This window comes from Rhodococcus rhodochrous, assembly GCF_900187265.1.
In the GTDB taxonomy this organism is placed as follows: domain Bacteria; phylum Actinomycetota; class Actinomycetes; order Mycobacteriales; family Mycobacteriaceae; genus Rhodococcus; species Rhodococcus rhodochrous.
Map to the genome: position 1 here is coordinate 4,562,454 of NZ_LT906450.1, position 21,533 is coordinate 4,583,986.

At 68.9% G+C, this 21,533-nt stretch carries 18 protein-coding genes; 8 read left to right on the forward strand and 10 right to left on the reverse strand.

Annotated features, from left to right (window positions below):
• Window positions 1-53: 53 nt before the first annotated feature.
• Together epsC and cysK are read right to left on the reverse strand one after the other, a co-directional pair.
• Complete coding sequence (gene epsC, locus CKW34_RS20790; protein ID WP_059383776.1) at window positions 54-632, reverse strand: serine O-acetyltransferase EpsC; 579 nt, start codon at window positions 630-632, stop codon at window positions 54-56.
• A gap of 8 nt (window positions 633-640) precedes the next feature.
• Complete coding sequence (gene cysK / locus CKW34_RS20795) at window positions 641-1,576, reverse strand: cysteine synthase A (protein WP_059383775.1); 936 nt, start codon at window positions 1,574-1,576, stop codon at window positions 641-643.
• A gap of 276 nt (window positions 1,577-1,852) precedes the next feature.
• Between cysK and CKW34_RS20800 the strand changes: the two genes are divergently transcribed.
• Together CKW34_RS20800 and CKW34_RS20805 are read left to right on the forward strand one after the other, a co-directional pair.
• Window positions 1,853-2,419, forward strand: a complete 567-nt coding sequence (locus tag CKW34_RS20800) for an SRPBCC family protein (RefSeq protein WP_059383774.1) — start codon at window positions 1,853-1,855, stop codon at window positions 2,417-2,419.
• A complete protein-coding gene (locus tag CKW34_RS20805) occupies window positions 2,419-3,588 on the forward strand; it encodes a zinc-dependent alcohol dehydrogenase (RefSeq protein WP_059383773.1) in 1,170 nt (389 codons plus the stop codon). The genes CKW34_RS20800 and CKW34_RS20805 overlap by 1 nt, the downstream gene beginning before the upstream one ends.
• 53 nt (window positions 3,589-3,641) lie before the next feature.
• Here the strand turns inward: CKW34_RS20805 and CKW34_RS24720 are convergent, their stop codons facing one another.
• The 5 genes from CKW34_RS24720 to CKW34_RS20830 all read right to left on the reverse strand — a co-directional run bounded on the left by CKW34_RS24720 (window position 3,642) and on the right by CKW34_RS20830 (window position 10,334).
• Window positions 3,642-5,501, reverse strand: a complete 1,860-nt coding sequence (locus CKW34_RS24720) for an NHL repeat-containing protein (RefSeq protein ID WP_059383772.1) — start codon at window positions 5,499-5,501, stop codon at window positions 3,642-3,644.
• A 252-nt stretch (window positions 5,502-5,753) separates the two neighbouring features.
• Window positions 5,754-7,586 (reverse strand): phosphoenolpyruvate carboxykinase (GTP), encoded by a 1,833-nt coding sequence (locus CKW34_RS20815; protein WP_059383771.1) that lies wholly within the window; start codon window positions 7,584-7,586, stop codon window positions 5,754-5,756.
• Window positions 7,587-7,866: 280 nt separating this feature from the next.
• Window positions 7,867-8,244, reverse strand: a complete 378-nt coding sequence (locus tag CKW34_RS20820; RefSeq protein WP_059383770.1) for a DUF6802 family protein — start codon at window positions 8,242-8,244, stop codon at window positions 7,867-7,869.
• A 39-nt stretch (window positions 8,245-8,283) separates the two neighbouring features.
• Window positions 8,284-9,675 (reverse strand): hypothetical protein, encoded by a 1,392-nt coding sequence (locus tag CKW34_RS20825; RefSeq protein ID WP_231921763.1) that lies wholly within the window; start codon window positions 9,673-9,675, stop codon window positions 8,284-8,286.
• Between the two features lie 14 nt (window positions 9,676-9,689).
• On the reverse strand, window positions 9,690-10,334 hold the full coding sequence (locus CKW34_RS20830) for a hypothetical protein (protein WP_059383768.1): 645 nt from the start codon (window positions 10,332-10,334) through the stop codon (window positions 9,690-9,692).
• 135 nt (window positions 10,335-10,469) lie between these two features.
• On the opposite strand from CKW34_RS20830, the gene trmB reads away from it, so the two are divergent.
• The 3 genes from trmB to CKW34_RS20845 are packed head-to-tail and all read left to right on the forward strand — an operon-like array spanning window position 10,470 to window position 15,301.
• Complete coding sequence (trmB, locus tag CKW34_RS20835; RefSeq protein ID WP_080968363.1) at window positions 10,470-11,216, forward strand: tRNA (guanosine(46)-N7)-methyltransferase TrmB; 747 nt, start codon at window positions 10,470-10,472, stop codon at window positions 11,214-11,216.
• Window positions 11,213-11,905 (forward strand): NYN domain-containing protein, encoded by a 693-nt coding sequence (locus CKW34_RS20840; protein ID WP_059383767.1) that lies wholly within the window; start codon window positions 11,213-11,215, stop codon window positions 11,903-11,905. The genes trmB and CKW34_RS20840 overlap by 4 nt, the downstream gene beginning before the upstream one ends.
• Before the next feature lie 9 nt (window positions 11,906-11,914).
• Window positions 11,915-15,301 carry an MMPL family transporter gene (locus tag CKW34_RS20845; RefSeq protein ID WP_059383766.1) on the forward strand — a complete coding sequence of 1,129 codons (3,387 nt, stop codon included), beginning with the start codon at window positions 11,915-11,917 and terminating at the stop codon, window positions 15,299-15,301.
• 57 nt (window positions 15,302-15,358) lie between these two features.
• On the opposite strand, the gene CKW34_RS20850 is transcribed toward CKW34_RS20845, so the two are convergent.
• The 3 genes from CKW34_RS20850 to macS all read right to left on the reverse strand — a co-directional run bounded on the left by CKW34_RS20850 (window position 15,359) and on the right by macS (window position 17,949).
• Window positions 15,359-16,057, reverse strand: a complete 699-nt coding sequence (locus tag CKW34_RS20850) for a DUF1707 SHOCT-like domain-containing protein (RefSeq protein ID WP_059383765.1) — start codon at window positions 16,055-16,057, stop codon at window positions 15,359-15,361.
• A 62-nt stretch (window positions 16,058-16,119) separates the two neighbouring features.
• Entirely contained in the window at window positions 16,120-16,746 is a 627-nt protein-coding gene (locus CKW34_RS20855) for a response regulator (RefSeq protein WP_059383862.1), read from the reverse strand.
• A gap of 63 nt (window positions 16,747-16,809) precedes the next feature.
• On the reverse strand, window positions 16,810-17,949 hold the full coding sequence (gene macS / locus CKW34_RS20860) for a MacS family sensor histidine kinase (protein ID WP_059383764.1): 1,140 nt from the start codon (window positions 17,947-17,949) through the stop codon (window positions 16,810-16,812).
• A gap of 174 nt (window positions 17,950-18,123) precedes the next feature.
• Between macS and CKW34_RS20865 the strand changes: the two genes are divergently transcribed.
• From CKW34_RS20865 to CKW34_RS20875, 3 genes are all read left to right on the forward strand, one after another.
• On the forward strand, window positions 18,124-19,632 hold the full coding sequence (locus CKW34_RS20865) for an adenylate/guanylate cyclase domain-containing protein (RefSeq protein WP_059383763.1): 1,509 nt from the start codon (window positions 18,124-18,126) through the stop codon (window positions 19,630-19,632).
• A gap of 84 nt (window positions 19,633-19,716) precedes the next feature.
• The gene (locus CKW34_RS20870; RefSeq protein ID WP_226950006.1) at window positions 19,717-20,838 is read left to right on the forward strand and encodes a lysylphosphatidylglycerol synthase transmembrane domain-containing protein; all 1,122 of its coding nucleotides are present in this window, start codon (window positions 19,717-19,719) and stop codon (window positions 20,836-20,838) included.
• A gap of 91 nt (window positions 20,839-20,929) precedes the next feature.
• The gene (locus CKW34_RS20875; RefSeq protein ID WP_059383762.1) at window positions 20,930-21,484 is read left to right on the forward strand and encodes a YceI family protein; all 555 of its coding nucleotides are present in this window, start codon (window positions 20,930-20,932) and stop codon (window positions 21,482-21,484) included.
• The last annotated feature ends 49 nt before the right edge of the window (window positions 21,485-21,533 follow it).

Sequence of the window (21,533 nt, forward strand, 5' to 3'; positions counted from 1 at the left end):
CGGAGAACTCGCACATATCCTCCCCCTCGTTCGTGTTTCGGGAGGACGCGACCTCAGATGTACATCGCGGGATCGATGTACGTCGTCGGATCCACGAGCGGTTCGTGCTTCTTGCGGGACCGGACGGTCGCGGGGATACCAGTGGCGATCGAATCCTCCGGCACGTCGTGGGTGACCACGGCGTTGGCGCCGATCGCGCTGTCGTCGCCGATCACCACCGGGCCGAGGACCTTCGCCCCCGTCCCGACGGTGACACGGTTGCCCAGCGTCGGATGACGCTTCTCCTTCGCCAGCGACCGGCCGCCGAGCGTCACGCCGTGGTAGAGCATCACGTCGTCGCCGATCTCGGCCGTCTCACCGATGACCACGCCCATGCCGTGGTCGATGAAGAACCGCCGGCCGATGGTCGCGCCGGGGTGGATCTCGATGCCGGTGAGGAACCGGGTGAACTGCGCGAGGATCCGCGCAGGTCCCTTCAGGGCGGGCACCTGCCACATCCGGTGCGCGATGCGGTGCGACCAGATCGCGTGCAGCCCCGAATAGACGATGGCGTTCTCCGCGTCGCTGCGCGCGGCCGGATCGTGGCCGCGCGCCGACTGCAGATCCTCCCGGAGAGTGTGCAGGATACCCACGACGGCGATCAGTCCCGGATGTGCTCGAAGAGCGGGGTGGAGATGTAGCGCTCGCCGAAGTCGGGAACGACGACGACGATCAGCTTGCCGGCGTTCTCCGGACGCTTCGCGATCTCGAGTGCGGCCCACACGTTGGCGCCGGCCGAGATGCCGCCGAGGATGCCCTCGTCGGTGCCCAGGCGACGGGCGACCTCGATGGCGTCGTCGAACTTCACGTCGACGATCTCGTCGTAGATCTCGCGGTCGAGAACCTCGGGCACGAAGTTTGCGCCGATGCCCTGGATCTTGTGCGGTCCGGGCTCACCGCCGGTGAGGATCGGCGAGTCGGCGGGCTCGACACCGACGATCTTCACGTCGGGCTTGCGGGCCTTGAGGGTGCGGCCGACACCGGTGAGCGTGCCACCCGTGCCGATACCCGCGACGAAGATATCGACGGCACCGTCGGTGTCGTTCCAGACCTCTTCACCGGTGGTGCGCTCGTGGATCTCCGGGTTCGCCGGGTTGCCGAACTGGCGGGCCAGGATGGCGTTCTCGGTGTTCGCGACGATCTCCTCGGCCTTCGCGACGGCGCCCTTCATGCCCTCGGAACCCGGGGTCAGGACGATCTCGGCACCGTAGGCGCGGAGCATGACGCGACGCTCGGTCGACATCGTCTCGGGCATCGTGAGGATGACCTTGTAGCCGCGGGCAGCGCCGACCATGGCGAGCGCGATACCGGTGTTGCCGGAGGTGCCCTCGACGATCGTGCCGCCGGGCTTCAGCTCACCGGACTTCTCGGCGGCGTCGATGATCGCGACACCGATGCGGTCCTTGACGCTGTTGGCCGGGTTGTAGAACTCGAGCTTCGCGGCGACGGTGGCGCCAGCGCCCTCGGTCAGACGGTTGAGCTTGACGATCGGGGTGCGCCCGACCAGCTCGGTGACGTTGTTGTAGATGCCGCTCATACTGGGCCGATCCCTCCTTGCGGTCGTCGCGACGACCGGGTCGTTTCCGTCACACCATTGCATCATCTGCTGGTACGTGCTGTGCAGCCGGGGAGCCGTGCGCTCACCCGGCCACGCGCATGCGCGGGCACAGTGCAGCGGCGACGGTTTGTCGGTCCGGCGTACACGGGTACTCAACGTCATCGGCCGCCTCGATCTTCCCGACAGCCACTGTGGCGTACGTCCTCGATCCGGCGACCGGCAGATCTGTCCGTCCGTACCGGTGAGGAGACGACGGTGGTCGACTTCAGCAGGGTCGTGCAGAACGCGGGCCGAGTCGTGGAGAACGCTAACAGGGCGATCGACGACGCCGGCCGCTCGGTGGGTGGCTTCGTCCGGCGTGCCGTCGACCGGCCCGTCGACGCCCGGAGACCGCAGACGGTGACCGTCGCGGCTCCGCGCGCACAGGTCATGCAGTTCTGGCGTGATCCCGAGAACCTGAGCAGAGTCTTCGGCGACCACGTGCGGGTGGAGACGGTCGAAGCGAACCGGCTGCGCTGGACATGGGAGGGCCCCGGCGGAACGACGACCTGGGACACCCGCGTCGACGTCACCTCGGAAGGGCTCGCATTCGTCGGTGAGGACGACGCGGACACCCCGGGTCCGCGCGTGGTGCTCGCGGTGTCCGACGCGCCCCGGGGCGGTACCGAGATGACCCTGCGCGCCGAGGTTCCCGTCCCCGATCTCGTCACCGGGGCCCTGACCTTCACCGCGCTCTACCGTGCGCGGGCCCTCATGCAGACCGGTGAGATCCCCACCCTGCAGGGCAGTCCGAGTGCCCGCGAATCGGAAGGAGACGCCTGATGCGAGCGCTGTGCTGGATGGGTGTGAACGAGTTGTCGGTGGAGACGGTCGACGATCCCGGCCTGGTCAACCCGCACGACGTGATCGTGCGGGTCCGACTCACCACGACCTGCGGTTCCGACCTGCACTTCCTCGGCGGATACCTGCCGGGGATGCGGGAGGGCGATGTGATCGGCCACGAGTTCATGGGCGAGATCGTCGACACCGGCCCGGAGGTGACCTCGGTGCGGGTCGGCGACCGGGTGGTCGTGCCGTCGTTCATCGGATGCGGGAAGTGCCCGTACTGCGCCGACGGCCTGCACGCGGTGTGCGACACCACCAACCCGAACGCGGCGATGCAGCAGCCCGTGCTGGGCTATCCCACCGGCGGAATCTACGGCTACACCCACCCGTTCGGCGGGTACCAGGGTTCGCACGCCGAGTACATCCGCGTGCCCTTCGGCGACGTCAACTGTTTCCCGATCCCCGACGGAGTGGGCGACGAGCAGGCCCTGTTCCTGTCCGACGCGGTCCCGACGGGCTACATGGGCGCCGACTTCTGCGACATCTCCCCGGGCGACACGGTAGCGGTCTGGGGCGCCGGCGCCGTAGGCCTCATGGCCGCGGCGAGCGCGAGGATCATAGGCGCCGAACGGGTGATCGTGATCGACCGTTTCCGCGACCGGCTCGACCGTGCCGCGAAGAGGATCGGCGCCGAAACCGTGGACTACACCGAGGTCGACAGCGTCTACGAGACGCTCCGCGAGAGCACCGGCGGACGCGGACCGGACGCGTGTATCGACGCGGTCGGCATGGAAGGTCACGGCACCGGCGTCATGCAGGCCTACGACAAGGTCAAGCAGGCATTGCGGATGGAGAGCGACCGCGCGACCTCCCTGCGTGAGGCGATCCTGTCCTGCGGCAAGGGCGGAGTGGTGTCGGTGCTCGGCATCTACGGTGTCACCGACAAGTTCCCCATGGCGGTACTGACGAACAAGAGCCTGACCCTGCGGACGGCACAGCAACACGGCCAGCGGTACATGCCCACCCTGTTCGAGCACGTCCTCGAAAGCCGCCTGGATCCGAGTTGGCTCATGACGCACGACCTTCCACTCACCGAGGCGGTGCGCGGATACGAGATGTTCAAGAACAAGGAGGACGACTGCCTGCGCGCGGTCTTCCGTCCGTAGATCACTGCAATCGAGAGATCACTGCAATCGAGCGATCGCAGAACACCTGACGGTCAGGGCGTCACGGGTGCGGCGGCCCCGACGAAGGCCACCATCTCGTAGCCGCCGGGGTTGGTCTGGATCGGGATCTCCTTCCAGTTGTTGGCCAACCACACGTTCCCTGCCTGGTCGATCGTGATTCCGGTGTTGCGGACGAGGCCGTCGAAGCCGTAGCCGGTGACGTCCGGGGAGATCGGTGCGCCCGTGGTGGTTCCGGGACGGCAGGCCACCGCCCTGCTGCCGCAGAACTGGGAGACGGCCCGGCCGGCGAAGTTCGCGACCCAGATGTTGTCGTTGCCGTCGACGACCACACCCCACGGAACCCGCAGACCGCCGCCGGTGATGGGGAACGGTGTGAGATTCCCGTCGATCATCGTGAGGCTGCCCTCGAGGGTGGGGGTCAGCGCGGGGTCCGGGCAGGGGATGCCGATGACCCGCGAGTTCGCGACCCACGCGGTTCCCGCGGAATCGACGGCCACCCCGAGGGGCTTCTCGAGACCGGCCCCACCGATGGCCGGAGCGATCGGAGCGCCGGAGGCATCGAGCACGGCGACGGTGTCGCTGCCGTTGCCGGTGACGAACACCCTGCCGTCGGTGCCCTCGGCGAGGGCGAAGGGCTTGGTCACGCCGAGGTCGGTGAGGTTGCGTGCGGCAGCCGGGTTTCCGCCCGGATAGATCGTGACGCTGTCGTTGCCGCAGTTGGCCGTCCAGATGTCGCCGCTGCTGTGGGAGATCAGGCCCTGCGGCCAGTCGATCCCGCCCTGCGTGAACCCGGTGTCGGGTGAGATCGGCTGCCCGTCCGCCGTGAACACCGACAGGCTGTTGTGCGGGGGTTGCCGGTCGTCCGGGCAGCCGGGGGCGGGAGCCGCGAACCCGAAGTTGGCCACCCACACGTTGCCGTCGCGGTCGATGTCGATACCGAAACCTGCCCCGCTCAGTCCGCCGCCGGTGTACGGCGATCCGGGATAGAACTCTCCTGTGGGAGTGAGGCGGATGAGGTTCTCCGCACCGCACACGGGAGTGTCGGTGCCGGGCGCATATTCGTAGTTGTTGGTCACCCAGATGTTGCCGTCGCGGTCGACGGTCATGTTGCCCGGTCCGTCCATCGACACACCGTCGCCGACGAAGCGCAGCGCCAACGTCCATGCGCTCGGCGGGAGGACGCGGTCGGGGACGATCGGGGACGGACCGGCCTTCGACACCGCGAACAACTCGACGACGTTCTGCCAGGGATGACGGGCGGTGTTCACCAGGGCCTGCCAGGTGTCGGAAGCCGGTGCCCCACCGGGCGTTCCGGCGAGCCGCACCAGCTGGTCGCACACCTGCTGCAGGGCGATGCAGTTGGCGACCATGTCGGCGAGAGAACCGAAGGTGGCCAGCGCTTCGGTGTCGGGGCCGTTCGGGGAAGTTCCGAGTACCGGGGCGATGTCGCCTGTGACGGGGTCGACGAGATTGTGTGCCATTCGCGCCGCGTTCTGCAGACCGGGCGCCGGCCCGGCGACCCTCCCGCCCTCGGTGAACTGCGCCAGCGCGTAAGCCGCTGCCACCGTGGTCTTCTCGTCGAGGATGACGTCCGTCGGCGAATCCCCCACGCCCAGTACGCCGCTCAACACCACCGGAGAGCCCGGTTTCTCAGCCACCGCATAGATCACCGACGACGCCGGCTGCGGTGCGTATCCGATTGCGAAATCGCCCGCCGGCCCCGAGGTCCCGCGCCCCAGCAGGGCGGGACCGTCGTCCGACGTCGCGATCAGCGATATCTCGTAGCCGGGCAACGGAACCGCGGACGTGAGGACACGCCCACGGAGTTGCTCGTCGCTCTGTGCGACGGCGGGTCCCGCCAGGAGCCCCCAGGTCAGCGCCGTCGCTCCCACCAGTGCCGCACACTTCCGACCGATACGACCCGAACCACGCACGAGACGACCCTCTCGCCGACGGAAAGCAGTTGCAGTGCATCGTCGAACTACGTCATCGGTCAGCGTGGCACAACCGAGATGTCCGCTGTGGACGATTTCCCGGATTTCACCCCTGCGTCCCAGGACGGCTGCATCCCAGGACTGCGCACCCCGCAGACGGCGAATGCCGCCCCCGGAAACCGGGAGCGGCATTCGTCGTGGTGTAAGGGATCAGCCCAGGCGCTGCTTGAGGGCCTCGAACTCGTCGCGGATACCCGAGGGCACCTTCTCGCCGAGGAACTCGAACCACTCGGCGATGCCGTCGATCTCGGACTTCCACTCCTCGACGTCGACCTTCAGGGCCTCGTCGACGTCGGCGGGATCGACATCGAGACCGTCGAGCGTGAGGTCGGCGGCGGTGGGCACGTAGCCGATCGGCGTGGACTGCGCGCCGGCCTTGTGCTCGATGCGGTCGACGATCCACTTGAGCACGCGCGAGTTCTCGCCGAAGCCGGGCCACAGGAAGCGGCCGTCTTCGCCGCGACGGAACCAGTTGACGTAGAAGATCTTCGGCAGCTTGTCCTGGTCGGCGTTCTTGCCGAGCGTGATCCAGTGGTTCAGGTAGTCGCCGGCGTTGTAACCGAGGAAGGGCAGCATCGCCATCGGGTCGCGACGGACGTTACCGACCTTGCCCTCTGCCGCGGCGGTCTGCTCGGACGACAGGGTCGCGCCGAGGAAGGTGCCGTGCTGCCAGTCGAAGGACTCGCTGACGAGGGGAACCGTCGTCTTGCGGCGGCCACCGAACAGGATCGCGGAGATCGGCACACCCTGCGGGTCGTCCCACTCGGGGGCGAGGATCGGGCACTGCGACATCGGGGTGCAGTAGCGCGAGTTCGGGTGCGCGGCGTTGGTGCCGGACTCGGGGGTCCAGTCGTTGCCCAGCCAGTCGGTGAGGTGCGCCGGGGTCTCGCCGCCGATGCCCTCCCACCAGACGTCGCCGTCGTCGGTCTTCGCGACGTTGGTGTAGATGGTGTTGCCGGCCTCGATGGTCGCCATCGCGTTCGGGTTCGAGTCGGCGCTGGTGCCCGGCGCGACGCCGAAGAAACCGAACTCGGGGTTCACGGCGTAGAGGCGGCCGTCCTTGCCGAAACGCATCCACGCGATGTCGTCGCCGAGGGTCTCGGCACGCCAGCCCGGGATCGTCGGCTGGATCATCGCGAGGTTGGTCTTACCGCAGGCCGACGGGAACGCCGCGGCGATGTAGTACGCCTTGTCCTCGGGCGAGATCAGCTTGAGGATCAGCATGTGCTCGGCCAGCCAGCCCTCGTCGTGGGCCATGGCCGACGCGATACGCAGCGAGTAGCACTTCTTGCCGAGCAGCGCGTTGCCGCCGTAGCCGGAGCCGAAGCTCCAGATCTCACGGGTCTCGGGGAAGTGGGTGATGTACTTCGTGTCGTTGCACGGCCACGGGACATCCTGCTGGCCGGCCTCGAGCGGCGCACCCACGGAGTGCAGTGCCTTGACGAACGGGCGGTCGGTGCCGAGCTTCTCGAGCGCCGCGGTGCCCATGCGGGTCATGATGCGCATCGAGACGACGACGTACTCCGAGTCGGTCAGCTCGACGCCGAGCTTCGGGTCCTCCGCACCGAGCGGGCCCATGCAGAAGGGCACGACGTACAGGGTGCGTCCGCGCATGCTGCCGCGGTACAGCTCGGTCATCGTGGCGCGCATCTCGTCGGGCGCCATCCAGTTGTTGGTCGGGCCGGCGTCGATTTCGTTCTCGGTGCAGATGAAGGTGCGCGACTCGACACGTGCGACGTCCGACGGATCGGAGCTCGCCAGGAACGAGTTCGGCTTCTTCTCGTCGTTCAGACGCGTGAACGTGCCGGCCTCCACCAGCTGAGAGGTGAGACGGTCCCATTCCTCATCGGATCCGTCGGCCCATACGACGCGATCGGGCTGGGTGAGCTCGGCAATCTCCTGGACCCAGGCAAGCAACTCGGCATGCTGGGTCGGGAGCTTGTCGTCGGAACCGTTCAAACCGGGAATGGTCGCTGAGGTCATCAAAACTCTCCTGGGGTGTGCCCGGAACCGGATCCCGCCGCCGACCTGCACGTTCTTTCTGTGCGGACGATGGCAGACCCGGGCTTTCCCCTCTCGGCAGGGGTACCACCTACTTCGTCCGTGGCCGGACAGACGAAGTAGGCGCCGGATGTCCTTTTCATAGAGGTTAACGTCGGAATGCCGACCGGCGTCACTCGGGGCCGGTCGGAAATATCACAGAAACGATTCAGAACTTGCGCACAATACCGTCCCCTCCCCCTGCTGCGCAGCCGGATATGAATCACTTCGACTCTTCTCCGTGGTGTACGTCGTATTCAAGGCTACCTGTGTCCAGTCGGCTCCACCGACCCGATCCGTCGAGCTCACGACAGTATTCCCACACCCCGTAGCGGCCGTCGTCCGCGATCACCGACAGGCGGTCGCTGCTGCCGTCGAGATCGGTGTCGGTGGCCACTACCAGGCCGTCGCCCCAGTCGCCGCCGACTCCCCAGCGTTCGGTGTCGGCGACGACGGTCTCGGCGGCGCCGTCACCGTCGAGGTCCGTGGTCGGGCCGAGGGTGTCGGCCCAGGCGGCCACCTCGGACGGATCGAAGCCGGACGGATCGAACGGATCGGTGAACGGCTGGGGTGCACCACCCGAGCCGGCGAATTCGGCCATCGTCTCCCCTTTCCGACCCGGCCCCCCGCCGGATCGCTCCTATCCGGTTGGACGCACGCGGACGCCCCGTGGTTCCGGGATGTGGCCGAGTGCCGCCAGGTCGCGCTCGCACGCGGCGATGCGGGCGCGTCGTTCACCGCGCCGCCGGGTGATCTCCGCGTCGATCGCCGCGACGCGTTCCCGCACGCGGGTGGCGTGCCGGTCGCGGGTGGCGACCGCGAGCGCGGTGGACTGCAGTTCCGTCTCGTGGATGCGGGTGCGGATCCACGTGTCGAGTTCCGCGCGCACGGTCGCGAGCTCGTCGGCGATCCACCGCCGCATCCGGTCCCGATAGGCGATGCGCCTGCGGATCCGCATCAGCCATCCGGCTGCCGGGACCGCGCACGCGATCGCGACCACCAGCGACATCCAACCCGGCAGGTCGCCGAACGGGGTGACGAGCAGTCTGCCGAGACCGGCACCCGCCGACGCACCGAACACCACCGTCAGCGTGTCCTCCATCGACCGCGCGGTCTCCGGTGGGCGGGACGTGCGCGCGGGTTCCGGAGCCGGCGTGCCCGGTGCGATCCGGGCCGTCTCCTCGACGAGCCGCGCGCACATGTCGTCGACGTGGGCGTCGATCGTCGTGACCACCGCATCCGCGTCCGCGGTCTCGAGCACCTCCACCGCGGCGGTGGACGCCGACCGCACGCGCACCGCGACCTCCTGCAACAGCGTCACCTGCAACCGGCGCAGGTCGGGGCCGGAGGTTGCCGGTGGTGCCGCAGCGGTGAGGCGGGAGCGTTCCGCACGCAGGTCCCCTTCCTCGTCCTCCGCGCTCAGTCGCTCGATCTCCTCCGCGATCATCGGCCGGGTGGCGGCAACGACCGCTGCGCGTGCTCGCCGCGGGTCGTGCGACGACCGGACCGTGGCGGCCAGGACGTCCCGCAGTTCGACGAGTCCGGACGCCGTGAGCAGGGTCTGCCGGACCGCCTCGCTCGCGTCGTCCCGGAGTTCGCGTGCCCTCCGCGCGGCCGCGGCGCTCACGGGCAGGACCACGACGCACGGCAGCCAGGATGCGTGCCGTTGCAGGATCTCGACGTCGGCGTCGCGCACCGCACGCCAGTCGGGGAAACGGTCGATGCCCGTCAGCGCACAGACCACCTCGATCGACTCGGTCGCCACCGCGCGGACGAGGTCGAGTTCGGTGCGGCCGATCGTCGCCGACGGATCGAACACCACGAGGGTGACGGCGCGGCCGTCGTCCGTGAGACTCGTACTGCGGCCGTCGTCCGTGAGGTCGATCCCGCCCAGATGCCGTAACTCCGCTGCCAGCGTGCCGGCGCCGGAACCGGGCACTCCGACGACCCGCACGCCGGTCGCGGCCGGCCGGTGCAGTCCCCTCCATCCTCGCGGGTTCCATCGGCGCAGGACGTCGTCGGCCGGATCCACGATTCCCGGCGGTGTCACCGCGGCCCTACGGCGACGAACTCCACCGGGTCGCGTTCCACCAGGTCGAGGGTCCGTTCGACGAGTTCGCGCACCTGCGGGGTGGCCGGAATACCCGCAACGACCCGGGCGAGTTCCTCGTCGCGCAGGCGGCGGGCCACCACCGCACGCATGGCGAGCGGTTCCGCGAGCCGCCCCTCGCCACGGACCGCGACCACCTGATCCGGCGGCACCCCCATCGCCCGCCCGACGAGGGCACACCCCGCGTCATCCGTCTCGCCCGGCACCACGAGGACGACGCGACGCGGATCGACGGCCGTCGACGCGGCGCGGTCGGCCGGATGGACGACGGCCGGGTCGAGGCGACGCGGCACGACGTAGACGACGAGATCGCCGTCGAGAACCGCATCGGGACCGTCCGGGGTGTCCACTGCCACTCCGGCCACGGCCGCGTCTACTTCCCCACCCTCGATATCGAGCCTGTGGAGCAGTACTCGGCGCACCTGCGTCTCGACGCTCTCCCGGCCGGTCCCCGCCCGCCCCGCGACCTGCACCCGCAGCGCGGCCGTATGCTCGGCCAGCGCCCTGCGAATCAACCGCCCTGCCTGCGCATCGAGTTGTTCGACCTGCGCGGCGAGGTGGTGCCAAAACTCCCCCGTCATGATCCCCCGATCGTCGGCGGAGATTGTCGCAGAGAGACCGCTGACGGGCAGCCGAACGAATGCTTCCCTGAGAAAACACTGTGGCCACTCAGGTCACTCCCGCCACACACTCTCGGAATACGCGACAATGGACGGGTGAACGAAGCCGATCAGCACACCACCGAGACGCTCGACGAGCGCCCGACCCGCGGGAACCGCCTGTACCCCAGGGTGACGAGTTTCCGGTCCCGCCGTGGATCGCTGACCGACCCCCAGCAGCAGTGCTGGGACCGTCGTTGGCCCGAACTCGGCAAGGAGGTGGGCGACGAACCGCTCGACGTCGACGCATGGTTCGGCCGCTCCGCGCCGCTCGTCCTCGAGATCGGATCCGGAACGGGAACCGCCGCGGTCGCCATGGCCGCGGCCGAGCCCGAGGTGAACCTCATCGCCGTGGAGGTCTACAAGCCCGGCATCGCCCAGACACTGCAGGCCGTCGAACGCACCTATGACACCGACGCGCCGATCGAGAACCTGCGGATCCTGCGCGGCGACGCCGTCGAGGTGCTCGAGAAGATGCTGACCTCCGAGTCGCTCACCGGCGTGCGGGTGTTCTTCCCGGATCCGTGGCCCAAGGCCCGTCACCACAAGCGCCGGCTCCTGCAGACCCCGACGTTCGCCCTGATCGCCGACCGTTTGAAGCCCGGCGGAGTGCTGCACGTGGCCACCGACCACGCCGAATACGCCGAGGCCATCGCCGAGGTGGGCGACGCGGAACCGCGCCTTGCCCGCTTCACCGGCACCGCCCCGATCAGCCTCGAACGCCCCGTCACCAAGTTCGAGGACAAGGCACACCAGGTGGGTAGCGCGATCAACGAGTTCGTCTGGGGGAAGATCGGAGCATGAGTGTCCATGAAGAGCTTCCCGGCGTGACCGACTCCTCTGCTGTCGACGGCGTCGAGCCGGTCCGTAAGGTCCTGCTCGTCTGGGACGCCCCCAACCTCGACATGGGCCTCGGCGCGATCCTCGGCGGCCGGCCCACCGCCGCCTACCGTCCTCGCTTCGACGCTCTCGGCCGGTGGTTGCTCGGGCGCACCGCCGAACTGTCGCGTCTGCACTCCGCCACCCTCGAACCCGAGGCCACGGTGTTCACCAACATCGCACCCGGCAGCGCGGACGTCGTCCGCCCCTGGGTCGAGGCCCTGCGTAATGTGGGCTTCGCGGTGTTCGCCAAGCCGAAGATCGACGAGGACAGCGATGTCGACTCCGACATGCTGCGCCACATCGAGCTGAGGCACCGGGAGGGTCTCGCCGGTGTCATGGTGGCCTCCGCCGACGGGCAGGCGTTCCGTGAGCCCCTCGAACGGCTCGCTCAGGAGGGCATCGCGACCCAGGTGCTCGGTTTCCGCGAGCACGCCAGCTGGGCGGTGACCTCCGAGATCATCGAGTTCCTCGATCTCGAGGACATTCCCGGTGTGTTCCGCGAACCGCTGCCCCGCGTCAGCCTGGAATCGCTGCCCGACGAGGGTGCCTGGCTGCAGCCGTTCCGACCGCTTTCTGCTCTCCTGGTGGGGCGCAAGAGCGTCGCCGAATAGGAGACTTACGTGTTCGACCGTTGGGGAGGGCTCGTCTACCGCGCGCGCTTCACCGTCATTGCGGTGATGGTCGCGGGGTTGCTCGCGCTCGCCGGGTACGGGCTGAGCCTGAACGATCACCTCAGCCAGAGCGGCTGGGACGATCCCGGTTCGGAGTCCGTCGCCGCTGCCAAGCTCGCCGACGGCACCTTCGGCCGCGACACCGCGGGCGACGTGCTGGTCCTGTACACGGCACCCGAGGGCAGCACGGTCGACGATCCCGCGTTCTCCGCGAAGATCACCGACAGCCTGAACTCGTTGGTCGCCGAGCACCCCGACGAAATCCTCAAGATCAACGGCGCGTACTGGCCCACCGACAACGCACCGTCGCTGCCGACACTGGCCGACCCGTCGCGCCAGCACGCGATCGCGTCGATCGCCATCGCCGGTGAGGACGACACGGAGCTGACCGGCAACTTCCGCGAGGTCAAGGACGCGTTCTACATCGACGGCGTCGACGTGCAGCTCGCCGGTCTGCAGCCGATCTCCGGCGCGCTGAACGACACGATGGCCAACGACATCAAGCGCATGGAGATCCTCGCGATCCCCGCCGTCGGCATCCTGCTGTTCTTCGTCTTCGGCGGCGTCGTCGCGGCCGCTCTCCCGCTGATCACCGGTGGTCTCACGATCGTCGCGGCGAACGGCATCGTCCGGTTGATCACCAACTTCACCGAGGTCAACTCGTTCGTCGCGCCGGTCGTCTCACTGATCGGCCTGGGTCTGGCGATCGACTACGGCCTGTTCATGGTGTCGCGCTTCCGTGAGGAACTCGCCGAGGGCTACGACACCCCGGCGGCGGTGCGCCGCACCGTCGTCACCGCAGGTCGCACGGTGGTGTTCTCGGCAACGATGGTGGTCACCAGCCTCGGTGGCCTCGTGCTGTTCCCGCAGGGCTTCCTCAAGTCGGTCGCCTACGGCGCGATCTCGGCGGTCTCGCTGGCCGCCCTGCTGTCGATCACGATCCTGCCCGCCATCCTGAGCATCCTCGGCAGGCGCATCGACATGTTCGGCATGAAGCGCTTCGGACAGATCCAGTCGAACGAGCAGGTCGAGAACAGTTTCCTCGGCCGCCTGTGCCGCTGGGTGATGGTCAATCCGATGAAGGTGACCATCCCGACGGTCATCGGCCTGCTGCTGCTCATCATGCCGCTGACCGGCATCAAGTTCGGCGGCATCAACGAGACCTACCTGCCGCCCGAGCACCCCACGCGCGTCGCGCAGGAGACCTTCGACGAGCTGTTCCCCGGCCAGCGCGCCGAGCCGGTCAAGCTCGTCGTCCGCGGCGCCGAGGGCGGCGATCTCAACAAGATCATCACGACGGCGAGCGAGGCCCCCGGTCTCGTCGAGAAGTTCACGATCACCGGCCCCGCCAAGGACGGCGTCCGCGTGCTCAAGGCCGGTCTGACCGACCGCAACGAGTCCGCCGACACCATCGAATACCTGCACGCGGCCGACTGGCCCGAGGGTGTCGAAGTGCTCGTCGGCGGCACCCCGGCCATCGAGCAGGACTCCATCGCGGCCCTGCTCGACACCCTGCCGCTGATGGTCGTGGTCGTCGTGCTGCTGACGACGTTGCTGATGTTCCTGGCGTTCGGCTCGCTCGTGCTGCCGGTGAAGGCCGTATTGATGAGTGCCCTGGGTCTCGGCTCGACGCTGGGCATCCTCACCTGGATCTTCATCGACGGCAACGGCGCCGACCTGCTCAACTTCACCCCGGGGCCGATCATGTCGCCGGTGCTCGTGCTGATCATCGCGATCGTGTACGGCCTGTCGACCGACTACGAGGTGTTCCTGCTCTCCAGAATGGTCGAGGCGAGATCGATGGGGGCGAGCACCACCGAGTCGATCCGGATCGGTACCGCCCACACCGGTCGCATCATCACCGCGGCCGCCCTGATCCTCATCGTCGTCACCGGTGCCTTCGGGTTCTCCGACCTGGTGATGATGAAGTACATCGCGTTCGGCATGATCGCCGCGCTGATCATCGACGCGACCGTCATCCGCATGTTCCTCGTGCCCGCCGTGATGAAGCTGCTCGGCGACGACTGCTGGTGGGCTCCGGCGTGGATGAAGCGCATCCAGGAGAAGATCGGCCTGGGCGAGCCCATCCTCGCCGACGAACTGATGCCCGAGGACGTTCCCGAACTCATCACCGTCGGCATGTTCGGCCCGGCGACCGTCGCGGCCACGGGCGCGCACCGCTTCCCGGCCGGTGCCTTCGAGGGTGGCTCCGACCTCACGCAGCCGCTGCCGAAGATCGCTCCGCCCAGGCCGGCCGCCGAACAGCGCAAACTCCGCGATCTCACGCCGCCGCCGGCGCGACGCCAGGTTCCGGGCCGTCCCCCGGTCCGTCCGGCCGCGCCCGCATCCGGACGTCCGCCTGCTGCTCCTCGCAACGGCGAACGGGTGCCGCCCGCAGCCGGGCGTCCGACGCCGGCGAGCCGTCCGGTGCAGCCCGGTACAGGTCCGGGACGTCCGTCGCGTCCGGTCCCGGAGCCGCGTCGTCGCCCGGAGGATCGGCCGCAGGTGGACGAGCGCAACGGCTCGGCTCTTCCCGAGCGTCGTGCCCCGGAGACGCCCGAACGTCGTGCCCCCGAGGTGCCGCAGCGCGATGCTGCACAGCGGGGTCCGCTCGATCCGACACAGCGGGGTCCGCTCGATGCCACACAGCGGGGAGCTTCCGACCCGTCGTCGCCTTCGTCGGTGCCGCCGCTCCCCCGCCGCCGGCGCGGCGAGGTTCCGCCGCCGCTGCCACAGTCGTTCGTCCGCCCGCCGGCCGTCCCCGGCGATGCGGAGGCTCTGCCCGGCACCCAGGCGTCGCGCCCGGGCGAATCCGGCACCGGTCGTGCACGGGATCCGCAGGCGATCGAGAACTGGCTGTCGCAGTTGCGCCGCACGTCGCCCGGCGGGGACTCGCCCGCGCAGCGTCCTCGGCCTGCATCCGACGCACCGCGTCCGTCCGCATCCGACGCACCGCGTCCGCCGGCACCCGGAGCGCAACGATCCCCGGCACCGGAATCGCAGCGGCCCCAGGGACCGGAAGCGCAACGTCCCCCCGCGCAGGCACCTGCCCGTCCGCCCGCGCCGAGCACTCAGCAACCACCCACACAGGGCATGCAGCCTCCGGCTCAGGGCGTGCAGCCTCCGGCACAGGGCGGTCCTCGTCCACCTCTGCCCTCCCGATCCCGAGGTCAGGAGCAGCCGCCCCGTCCGGCCGGCGAGCGACCGGAAGCACCGGCGGACGAGTCGCAGCCGGAGCAGAACGACGCGGAGTCGCGGAGCCGTGGACGCCACGGCCCCGACAGCGGGCGTTCGATCAGCGTCAGTGAGCTGATCGCCCGACAGCGTCGCGACTGACCTCCCGAACGAACTCGAGGCGACCCGCAGAGCGGGTCGCCTCGAGTGTTTCGGGGGTCAGTTGCCGTTGAAGAACTTCCGCAGACGCGTGGACAGCGGATGGGTGACGTTGAAGCTCCCGCCGCGGACCTTGCCCGTCACCACGACGTGCAACGGCCCGTACGGCGCTCCGCCGCGCACCTTCGACGTCACGCTCGACGCGACGTTCTCGACGCCGTTGACGTCGGCCGTGGCCTCTGCGGGGAGCACGATACTGATCGAGCTGAGGTAGTCGCTCACGTCGATCCGCACGACCTGCGTCTGCATCACCGCCTCGGTGAAGTCGAGGGTCACGGAGGACGCGACGGTGTCGAGGACGATGGCGGGCGGCACGTGCCAGCGGCCCTTGCGTTCGATGCCGGAGACACGACCCTTGATCACGAGAGGAGCGCCCTGGCCGGTCGCGGGGTAGGCGGCTGCACTCGGCGCCGGGTAGCCGGCTGCGCTCGACGCCGGGTAGCCGGTCGCGCTCGGCGCGGGGTAGCGCGACTGCGACATGCCCGGCAGGTTCTGTTCCTGGAACTCGGGTCGGATCTGGATGCCCGGCAGGTCGACGAGCACCTGGTTCAGGTCGCCCCGGGTCTTGGCCGCGAGGACGGTGTCCATCCGTTCGGTGAACTCCCCGAGCGAGAGCATTCCCTGCCCGACCGCCCGCTGCAGAAGTTCGCCGACGTGCTCGCGCTCGGCGTCCGACACCCGCAGATCCCTCGGTTCCATGCCCCCGAGCTTAACGGGACGATCGGTATGCCTCAGAAGTCGTCAGGGGTGTGAGCGGGACGCTATTCGAGGCCCTGTTCGATGACGTAGCGGGTGAGTTCGACGCGGTTGGCAAGTTGCAGTTTGCGCAGTGTCGCCTGGACGTGGTTCTCCACCGTGCGGTGGCTGAGCGTCAGCCGCGCGGCGATCTGTTTCGCCGACAGCCCTTTCGCGACGAGACGCAGCACTTCGGTCTCCCGACCGGTCAGGGTCGGTGGAGGTCGACGGTCGGCGACGTCGTTCGACATCCGGCGGTACTCGCCGAGCACGAGCCCGGCCAGTCCGGGGGTGAAGACTGCCTGTCCCCGCGCGGTCGCGAGGACGGCGTCGACGAGTTCGTGCACCGAGGCGCTCTTCACGAGATAGCCGGACGCGCCGGCCTTCACCGCGCCGAGGACGTCGTCGCGTTCGGAGGACGCCGACAGGACCAGCACCCGGCTGTCCGGGGAGACCTCGAGCACCGCGCGGGTCGCCTCGGTGCCGGTGCCGTCGGGCATCGCCATGTCCATGAGCACGACGTCGGGGCGGACGACCGCGGCACGACGCGCGGCGCTCGCGACACCGTCGGCCTCCGCGACGACGATGAACCCGGCCTCCTCGAGGTCACGTCCGACGGCGTTGCGCCAGATCGGATGGTCGTCGACCACCATCACGCTGACGGTGCCGCGTTCCTCCGTGGTGTTCTCGTGTGCTTCCGCGTTGATCTCGGCCACTCATTCCCCCTTCGGTACCCGGATCTCCCATTCGGTTCCTTCGCCTACGTCGCTGTCGAGCAGTGCGACACCGCCGAGCCATTCCGCTCGCCCGACGATCGACTTGGACACCCCCATGCGTCCCTGTTCACGAGCTTCGTCGAGTCTGCCCGGCGCGATCCCGGCGCCGTCGTCCCGGATGCTGAGCACGATCTCGTCGCCGAGGTCCTCGAGGAGGATGTAGGCGGCGGCACCGTCACCGGCGTGCAGTTGCGTGTTCGACAGCGCCGCGGTCGTCAGCGCCGCGAGTTCCTCCGCGCGATCCCGCGGGATCATGATCGGATCGGCGGGCGCGGACACCGTCGCGGTCGTCCCGGCACGGGCCCGGACGAGCGCGGTGAGGTCGGCGTTCTCACCACCGCGGTCGACGCCGGTGTCCTGTTCGGAGATCAGCTGCCGCAGCGCGGTCTCCTGTTCGCGGGCCAGCTCCGCGAGCTCCGCCGCATCACCGCCCAGCTCGACTCCGCGCCGCTGCACGAGCGCGAGCACCTGCAGGACACCGTCGTGCACCTGGCGGGCGAGTCGGTCCCGTTCCTCGGTGGCCGCTGCCACGCGCACGGCCTGCTCGAGTTGCCGGTGCGCACTGCGCGCGGTGGTGGTGGCGAATCCCATCGCCACACCGCACGCGACGAGCACGGGTGCCGTCGCGTCCCGCCACAGGTCCAGATTGATCTGGTCGCGCACCACCGCGCTGACGACGGACATCAGCAGCGCCGAGCCGATGCCGGTGAGCGGACCACCGAGGATCGCAGCCGACAGCACGGCGTTGGCGACCCACAGCGTGGTGGGCATGGTCTGGTGGTTGCTGTACCAGTCGTGGTCGGCGACCAGCCGGGTCGCCGCCATCAACGCCACGGCGAGGATCTGATCCATCACGGTGACCGTGCGCCGCAGTCGTGCCTCGCGGGAGAGCAGCACCGCCGAGACGAGCGACCACGTCACGAGCACCCCGACGAAGAACCACGACAGGCCCGGACGGGTGTAGTTCACGACGGTCGAGAACTGCGATCCCACCGCATATGCGACGGTCACGAGCCGGAAGACCTGGGCGGCCCGCCACAGGGGCGCATCCGCATCGGGACCGGTCGGAGACGGCCTCATGTGTACGTTTCGCACCTTTCGTCACCGTGGGTGGGGCGAGTGAATCCAACCACTCCACACCCCCAACGGTGACCGCCCCATCCTGTGACCGTCCGCACAGTGGTTTGATTTGAAGTCGTGCTGAGGTCGTACCGAGCTGTCGCCGCCACGTTGCGGAGTCGTTGGCCGCTCTACATGGTCTCGATGGGCGCGTCGAATCTGTTCGGGGCCCTGCTCGTGTTCGCCTTCGTCCGGTACGGCATCCCCATCGCCGAGACCGACGCCATCATCGCGGATCGGGTCCGCAACTTCGCGGTGTTCGCCGTGTACCTGGTCTTCGCCGGCATCGTGAGCCTCAGCGCGGCGGCGATCATGCTGCGCTCGGTCGTCCGGTGGCAGCTCCGCGGCGGCCCACCCACCCGGGCCGAGCAGATGGCCGCCCTGCACGCCCCGCTGCGACAGGCGATCGTGCATCTCGGCCTGTGGCTGCTCGGCGGCGTGCTCTTCGTCTTCCTCACCGCCGAGGAGATGCCCTCGCTCGCGGTGGCGGTCTCGGTCACCGTCGCGATGGCCGCGACCAGCACTTTCGGTTTCACCTACATGCTCGGCGAACGTATCCTGCGACCGGTCGCCGCGCGGGCGCTGAGCGAGGGGAACTTCGACCGGACGATGGCTCCCGGCGTCGGCACGCGCCTGGCCATGACGTGGGGGCTCGGCACGCTCATGCCGGTCGCCGGGATCGTGCTGCTGTGCGTGACGCAGCTGAGCGCCGACACCGACTTCGACGCCGACGCGCTCGCCCTGTCCGTGCTCGCGCTCGCGGTGACGTCGATCGGCCTCGCGCTCGTGTTGTCGCTGCTGACGTCGGCGCAGATCTCCGACCCGATCAAGCAGCTCCGCTGGGCGATCGAACGCGTGCAGCGCGGCGCCTCGGGAGTGCAGGTCGAGGTGTTCGACGGTAGCGAGATCGGACGCCTGCAGGTCGGCTTCAACCGGATGATGGCGGAGTCCGACGAGCGTCGGCGTCTGCGGGAGTTGTTCGGTCAGCACGTCGGCGAGGACGTCGCACGCCGGGCGCTGCAGTACGGCACCGAACTCGGTGGTGAGACGCGCTACGTCGCGGTGTTGTTCGTCGACATGGTGGGTTCGACGGCGACGGCCGCCGAGCGCCCGCCGAGCGAGGTCGTCGAACTGCTCAACGAATTCTTCCGTGTCGTCGTCGAGGTGGTCGACCGTCACCACGGTTTCGTCAACAAGTTCATGGGCGACGCCGCGCTGGTGATCTTCGGCGCTCCCCTCGACCGGCCGGACGCCCCCACGGCGGCACTCGCGGCGGCCCGCGAACTGCGTTTCGCCCTGGACGAGATCACCGGACTCGACGTCGGGATCGGCGTGTCGGCGGGGCTCGCGGTGGCCGGCAACATCGGTGCGGCGGAGCGCTTCGAGTACACGGTGATCGGCGACCCGGTCAACGAGGCATCGCGTCTGACCGAGCTCGCGAAAATGCGCCCGAGCAGGGTTCTCGCGTCGTCGAGTGCGCTGTACTTCGCGGACGACGAGGAGCGCAGCCACTGGGAACTCGGTGACGAGGTGCAACTGCGCGGCCGCCGGCGGATGACCCATCTCGCGTGGCCGGTGCGCTATCCCGGGGCCCCCGGAGAGGCGAACGAGAGGGACGAATCGGGCACTTCGGCGGAGGAATGACAGTCCGTCCCGCGACACCCGTGAACGACGCGGAACGGCCATAGCGCCCTCTCCGTGACCCTGTGGTCGGTTACGGTGAACAGCGTGGCGCAGCCGCACGACGATCCTCCATGCCCCGACGCCACGCCGCGTCGGGGCTCGTTCCGGTGGATCAAGTGGGTGTCGGCGATCGCTCTCGTGGCCCTGTTGACGGTCGAGGCGATCTATCTGTGGCCGACGATGAGCGACTCGTGGCGCGCGGTCACGGAGATGCACTGGGGCTGGTTCGCGGCGGCCGTGCTGGCGCAGATGATCTCCCTCAGCGGCTTCGCGGGAGTGCAGCAGCGACTGCTCCGCGCCGGTGGGGTGCGCGTGGGGCACTGGCGCTCGGCATCGGTGATCTACGGCAGCACGGCGATGGCGGTAACCCTGCCCGCAGGACCGGTCTTCTCCACAGCCTTCACCTACAAGCAGACCCGCAAGTGGGGTGCGACCCCCGTGGTCGCCTCGTGGCAGCTCGCCGTGTCGGGCGTCATCGCGGCGGTGACCCTGGCGTCGGTGGGCATGATCGGCGCCTTCGCGGTCGGCAGCCGGATCAGCCCCGTCACGCTCGTGTTGTCGCTCGCCGGCGCGATCGCGTTGATCTTCGGCCTGCGGTACGTCGCGAAGAACCCCACGTCGATCGAAGCGGCGGGCACGTGGGTGCTCCACCGGGTCAACCGCATCACAAGGAAGCCGAGGGGCACCGGCTTCGACGTCTTCGAACGCACCCTCGCTCAGCTCGAGGCCGTCGAACTCGCTCGTCGCGACGGCGTGGCCGCCGTGGCGTGGTCGGCCGTGCACCGTGCAGCGGACGTCGCGTGCCTCGGACTGGCGTGCTGGGCCGTCGGTGGCTCCCCCTCGTTGGCGGGGTTGTTCATCGCGTTCGCGGCGGCGAAGGCCGTCGGCAGCGTGCCGCTCGCGCCGGGTGGCCTCGGATTCGTGGACGGTACCCTCATCGCGACGCTCACCGCCGCCGGGCTGAGCGCGTCGCAGTCGCTGGCAGCGGTCTTCGTGTACCGGATGGTGAGCTTCGCGTTCGTCGCCCTGACGGGCTGGGCCACCGTCGCCGCGATGTACCGGGGCAACGGGCCGGACGAGATCGATCCGATCGCCGAGCGCGAGGAACACGAGCGCAGCACCCTGGAACGCCGACGGCGACCTCTGGAGAATCCCGAACCGGCGTGATTCACATCACATAGTAGTTGCGTACGCAACCATTTGGTGGCATGGTCGTAGACAAGCAGTTGAATGTTGAATCACTTTGAGGAGAGCCACCATGACGACCGCCACCACCACCTTCCCGGGCCTGACCGCCGGCACCTGGGCCATCGACCCCGTCCACTCGAACGTGGGCTTCACCGTCCGCCACCTCGTCGTCAGCAAGGTGCGTGGCAGCTTCGAGAACTTCTCCGGCGCCATCACCGTCGCCGAGGACGGCACCGCATCCGTGAACGCCGAGATCGACGTCAAGTCCATCAACACCAAGAACGCCGACCGTGACGCGCACATCCGCTCCGCCGACTTCTTCGACGCCGAGCAGTTCCCCGTCGCCACCTTCACCTCCACCGACGTGCGTGCCGACGGTGACGACTACATCGTCACGGGCGACTTCACGCTCCACGGCGTCACCCGCCCGGTCGACCTGAAGCTCGAGTTCAACGGCGTCAACCCCGGTATGGGCCAGGGCCCGGTCGCCGGCTTCGAGGCCACCACCGTCATCAACCGCAAGGACTTCGGCATCAGCATCGAGATGCCGCTGGAAGGCGGCGGAGCCGTCGTCGGCGACAAGATCACCATCACCCTCGAGATCGAGGCCGGCCTGCAGGCCTGACCCCTCTCGCACCGACAGCGCCCCTGCTCCGGCGGGGGCGCTGTCGCGC

Bases quoted from the DNA above. Each gene is read 5' to 3' on its own strand.
- cysK (WP_059383775.1), bottom strand. From the start codon at position 1,576: ATGAGCGGCATCTACAACAACGTCACCGAGCTGGTCGGGCGCACCCCG.
- CKW34_RS20805 (WP_059383773.1), top strand. From the start codon at position 2,419: ATGCGAGCGCTGTGCTGGATGGGTGTGAACGAGTTGTCGGTGGAGACG.
- CKW34_RS20815 (WP_059383771.1), bottom strand. From the start codon at position 7,586: ATGACCTCAGCGACCATTCCCGGTTTGAACGGTTCCGACGACAAGCTC.
- CKW34_RS20820 (WP_059383770.1), bottom strand. From the start codon at position 8,244: ATGGCCGAATTCGCCGGCTCGGGTGGTGCACCCCAGCCGTTCACCGAT.
- CKW34_RS20830 (WP_059383768.1), bottom strand. From the start codon at position 10,334: ATGACGGGGGAGTTTTGGCACCACCTCGCCGCGCAGGTCGAACAACTC.
- CKW34_RS20840 (WP_059383767.1), top strand. From the start codon at position 11,213: ATGAGTGTCCATGAAGAGCTTCCCGGCGTGACCGACTCCTCTGCTGTC.
- CKW34_RS20850 (WP_059383765.1), bottom strand. From the start codon at position 16,057: ATGGAACCGAGGGATCTGCGGGTGTCGGACGCCGAGCGCGAGCACGTC.
- CKW34_RS20855 (WP_059383862.1), bottom strand. From the start codon at position 16,746: ATGGTGGTCGACGACCATCCGATCTGGCGCAACGCCGTCGGACGTGAC.
- macS (WP_059383764.1), bottom strand. From the start codon at position 17,949: ATGAGGCCGTCTCCGACCGGTCCCGATGCGGATGCGCCCCTGTGGCGG.
- CKW34_RS20865 (WP_059383763.1), top strand. From the start codon at position 18,124: ATGGTCTCGATGGGCGCGTCGAATCTGTTCGGGGCCCTGCTCGTGTTC.
- CKW34_RS20875 (WP_059383762.1), top strand. From the start codon at position 20,930: ATGACGACCGCCACCACCACCTTCCCGGGCCTGACCGCCGGCACCTGG.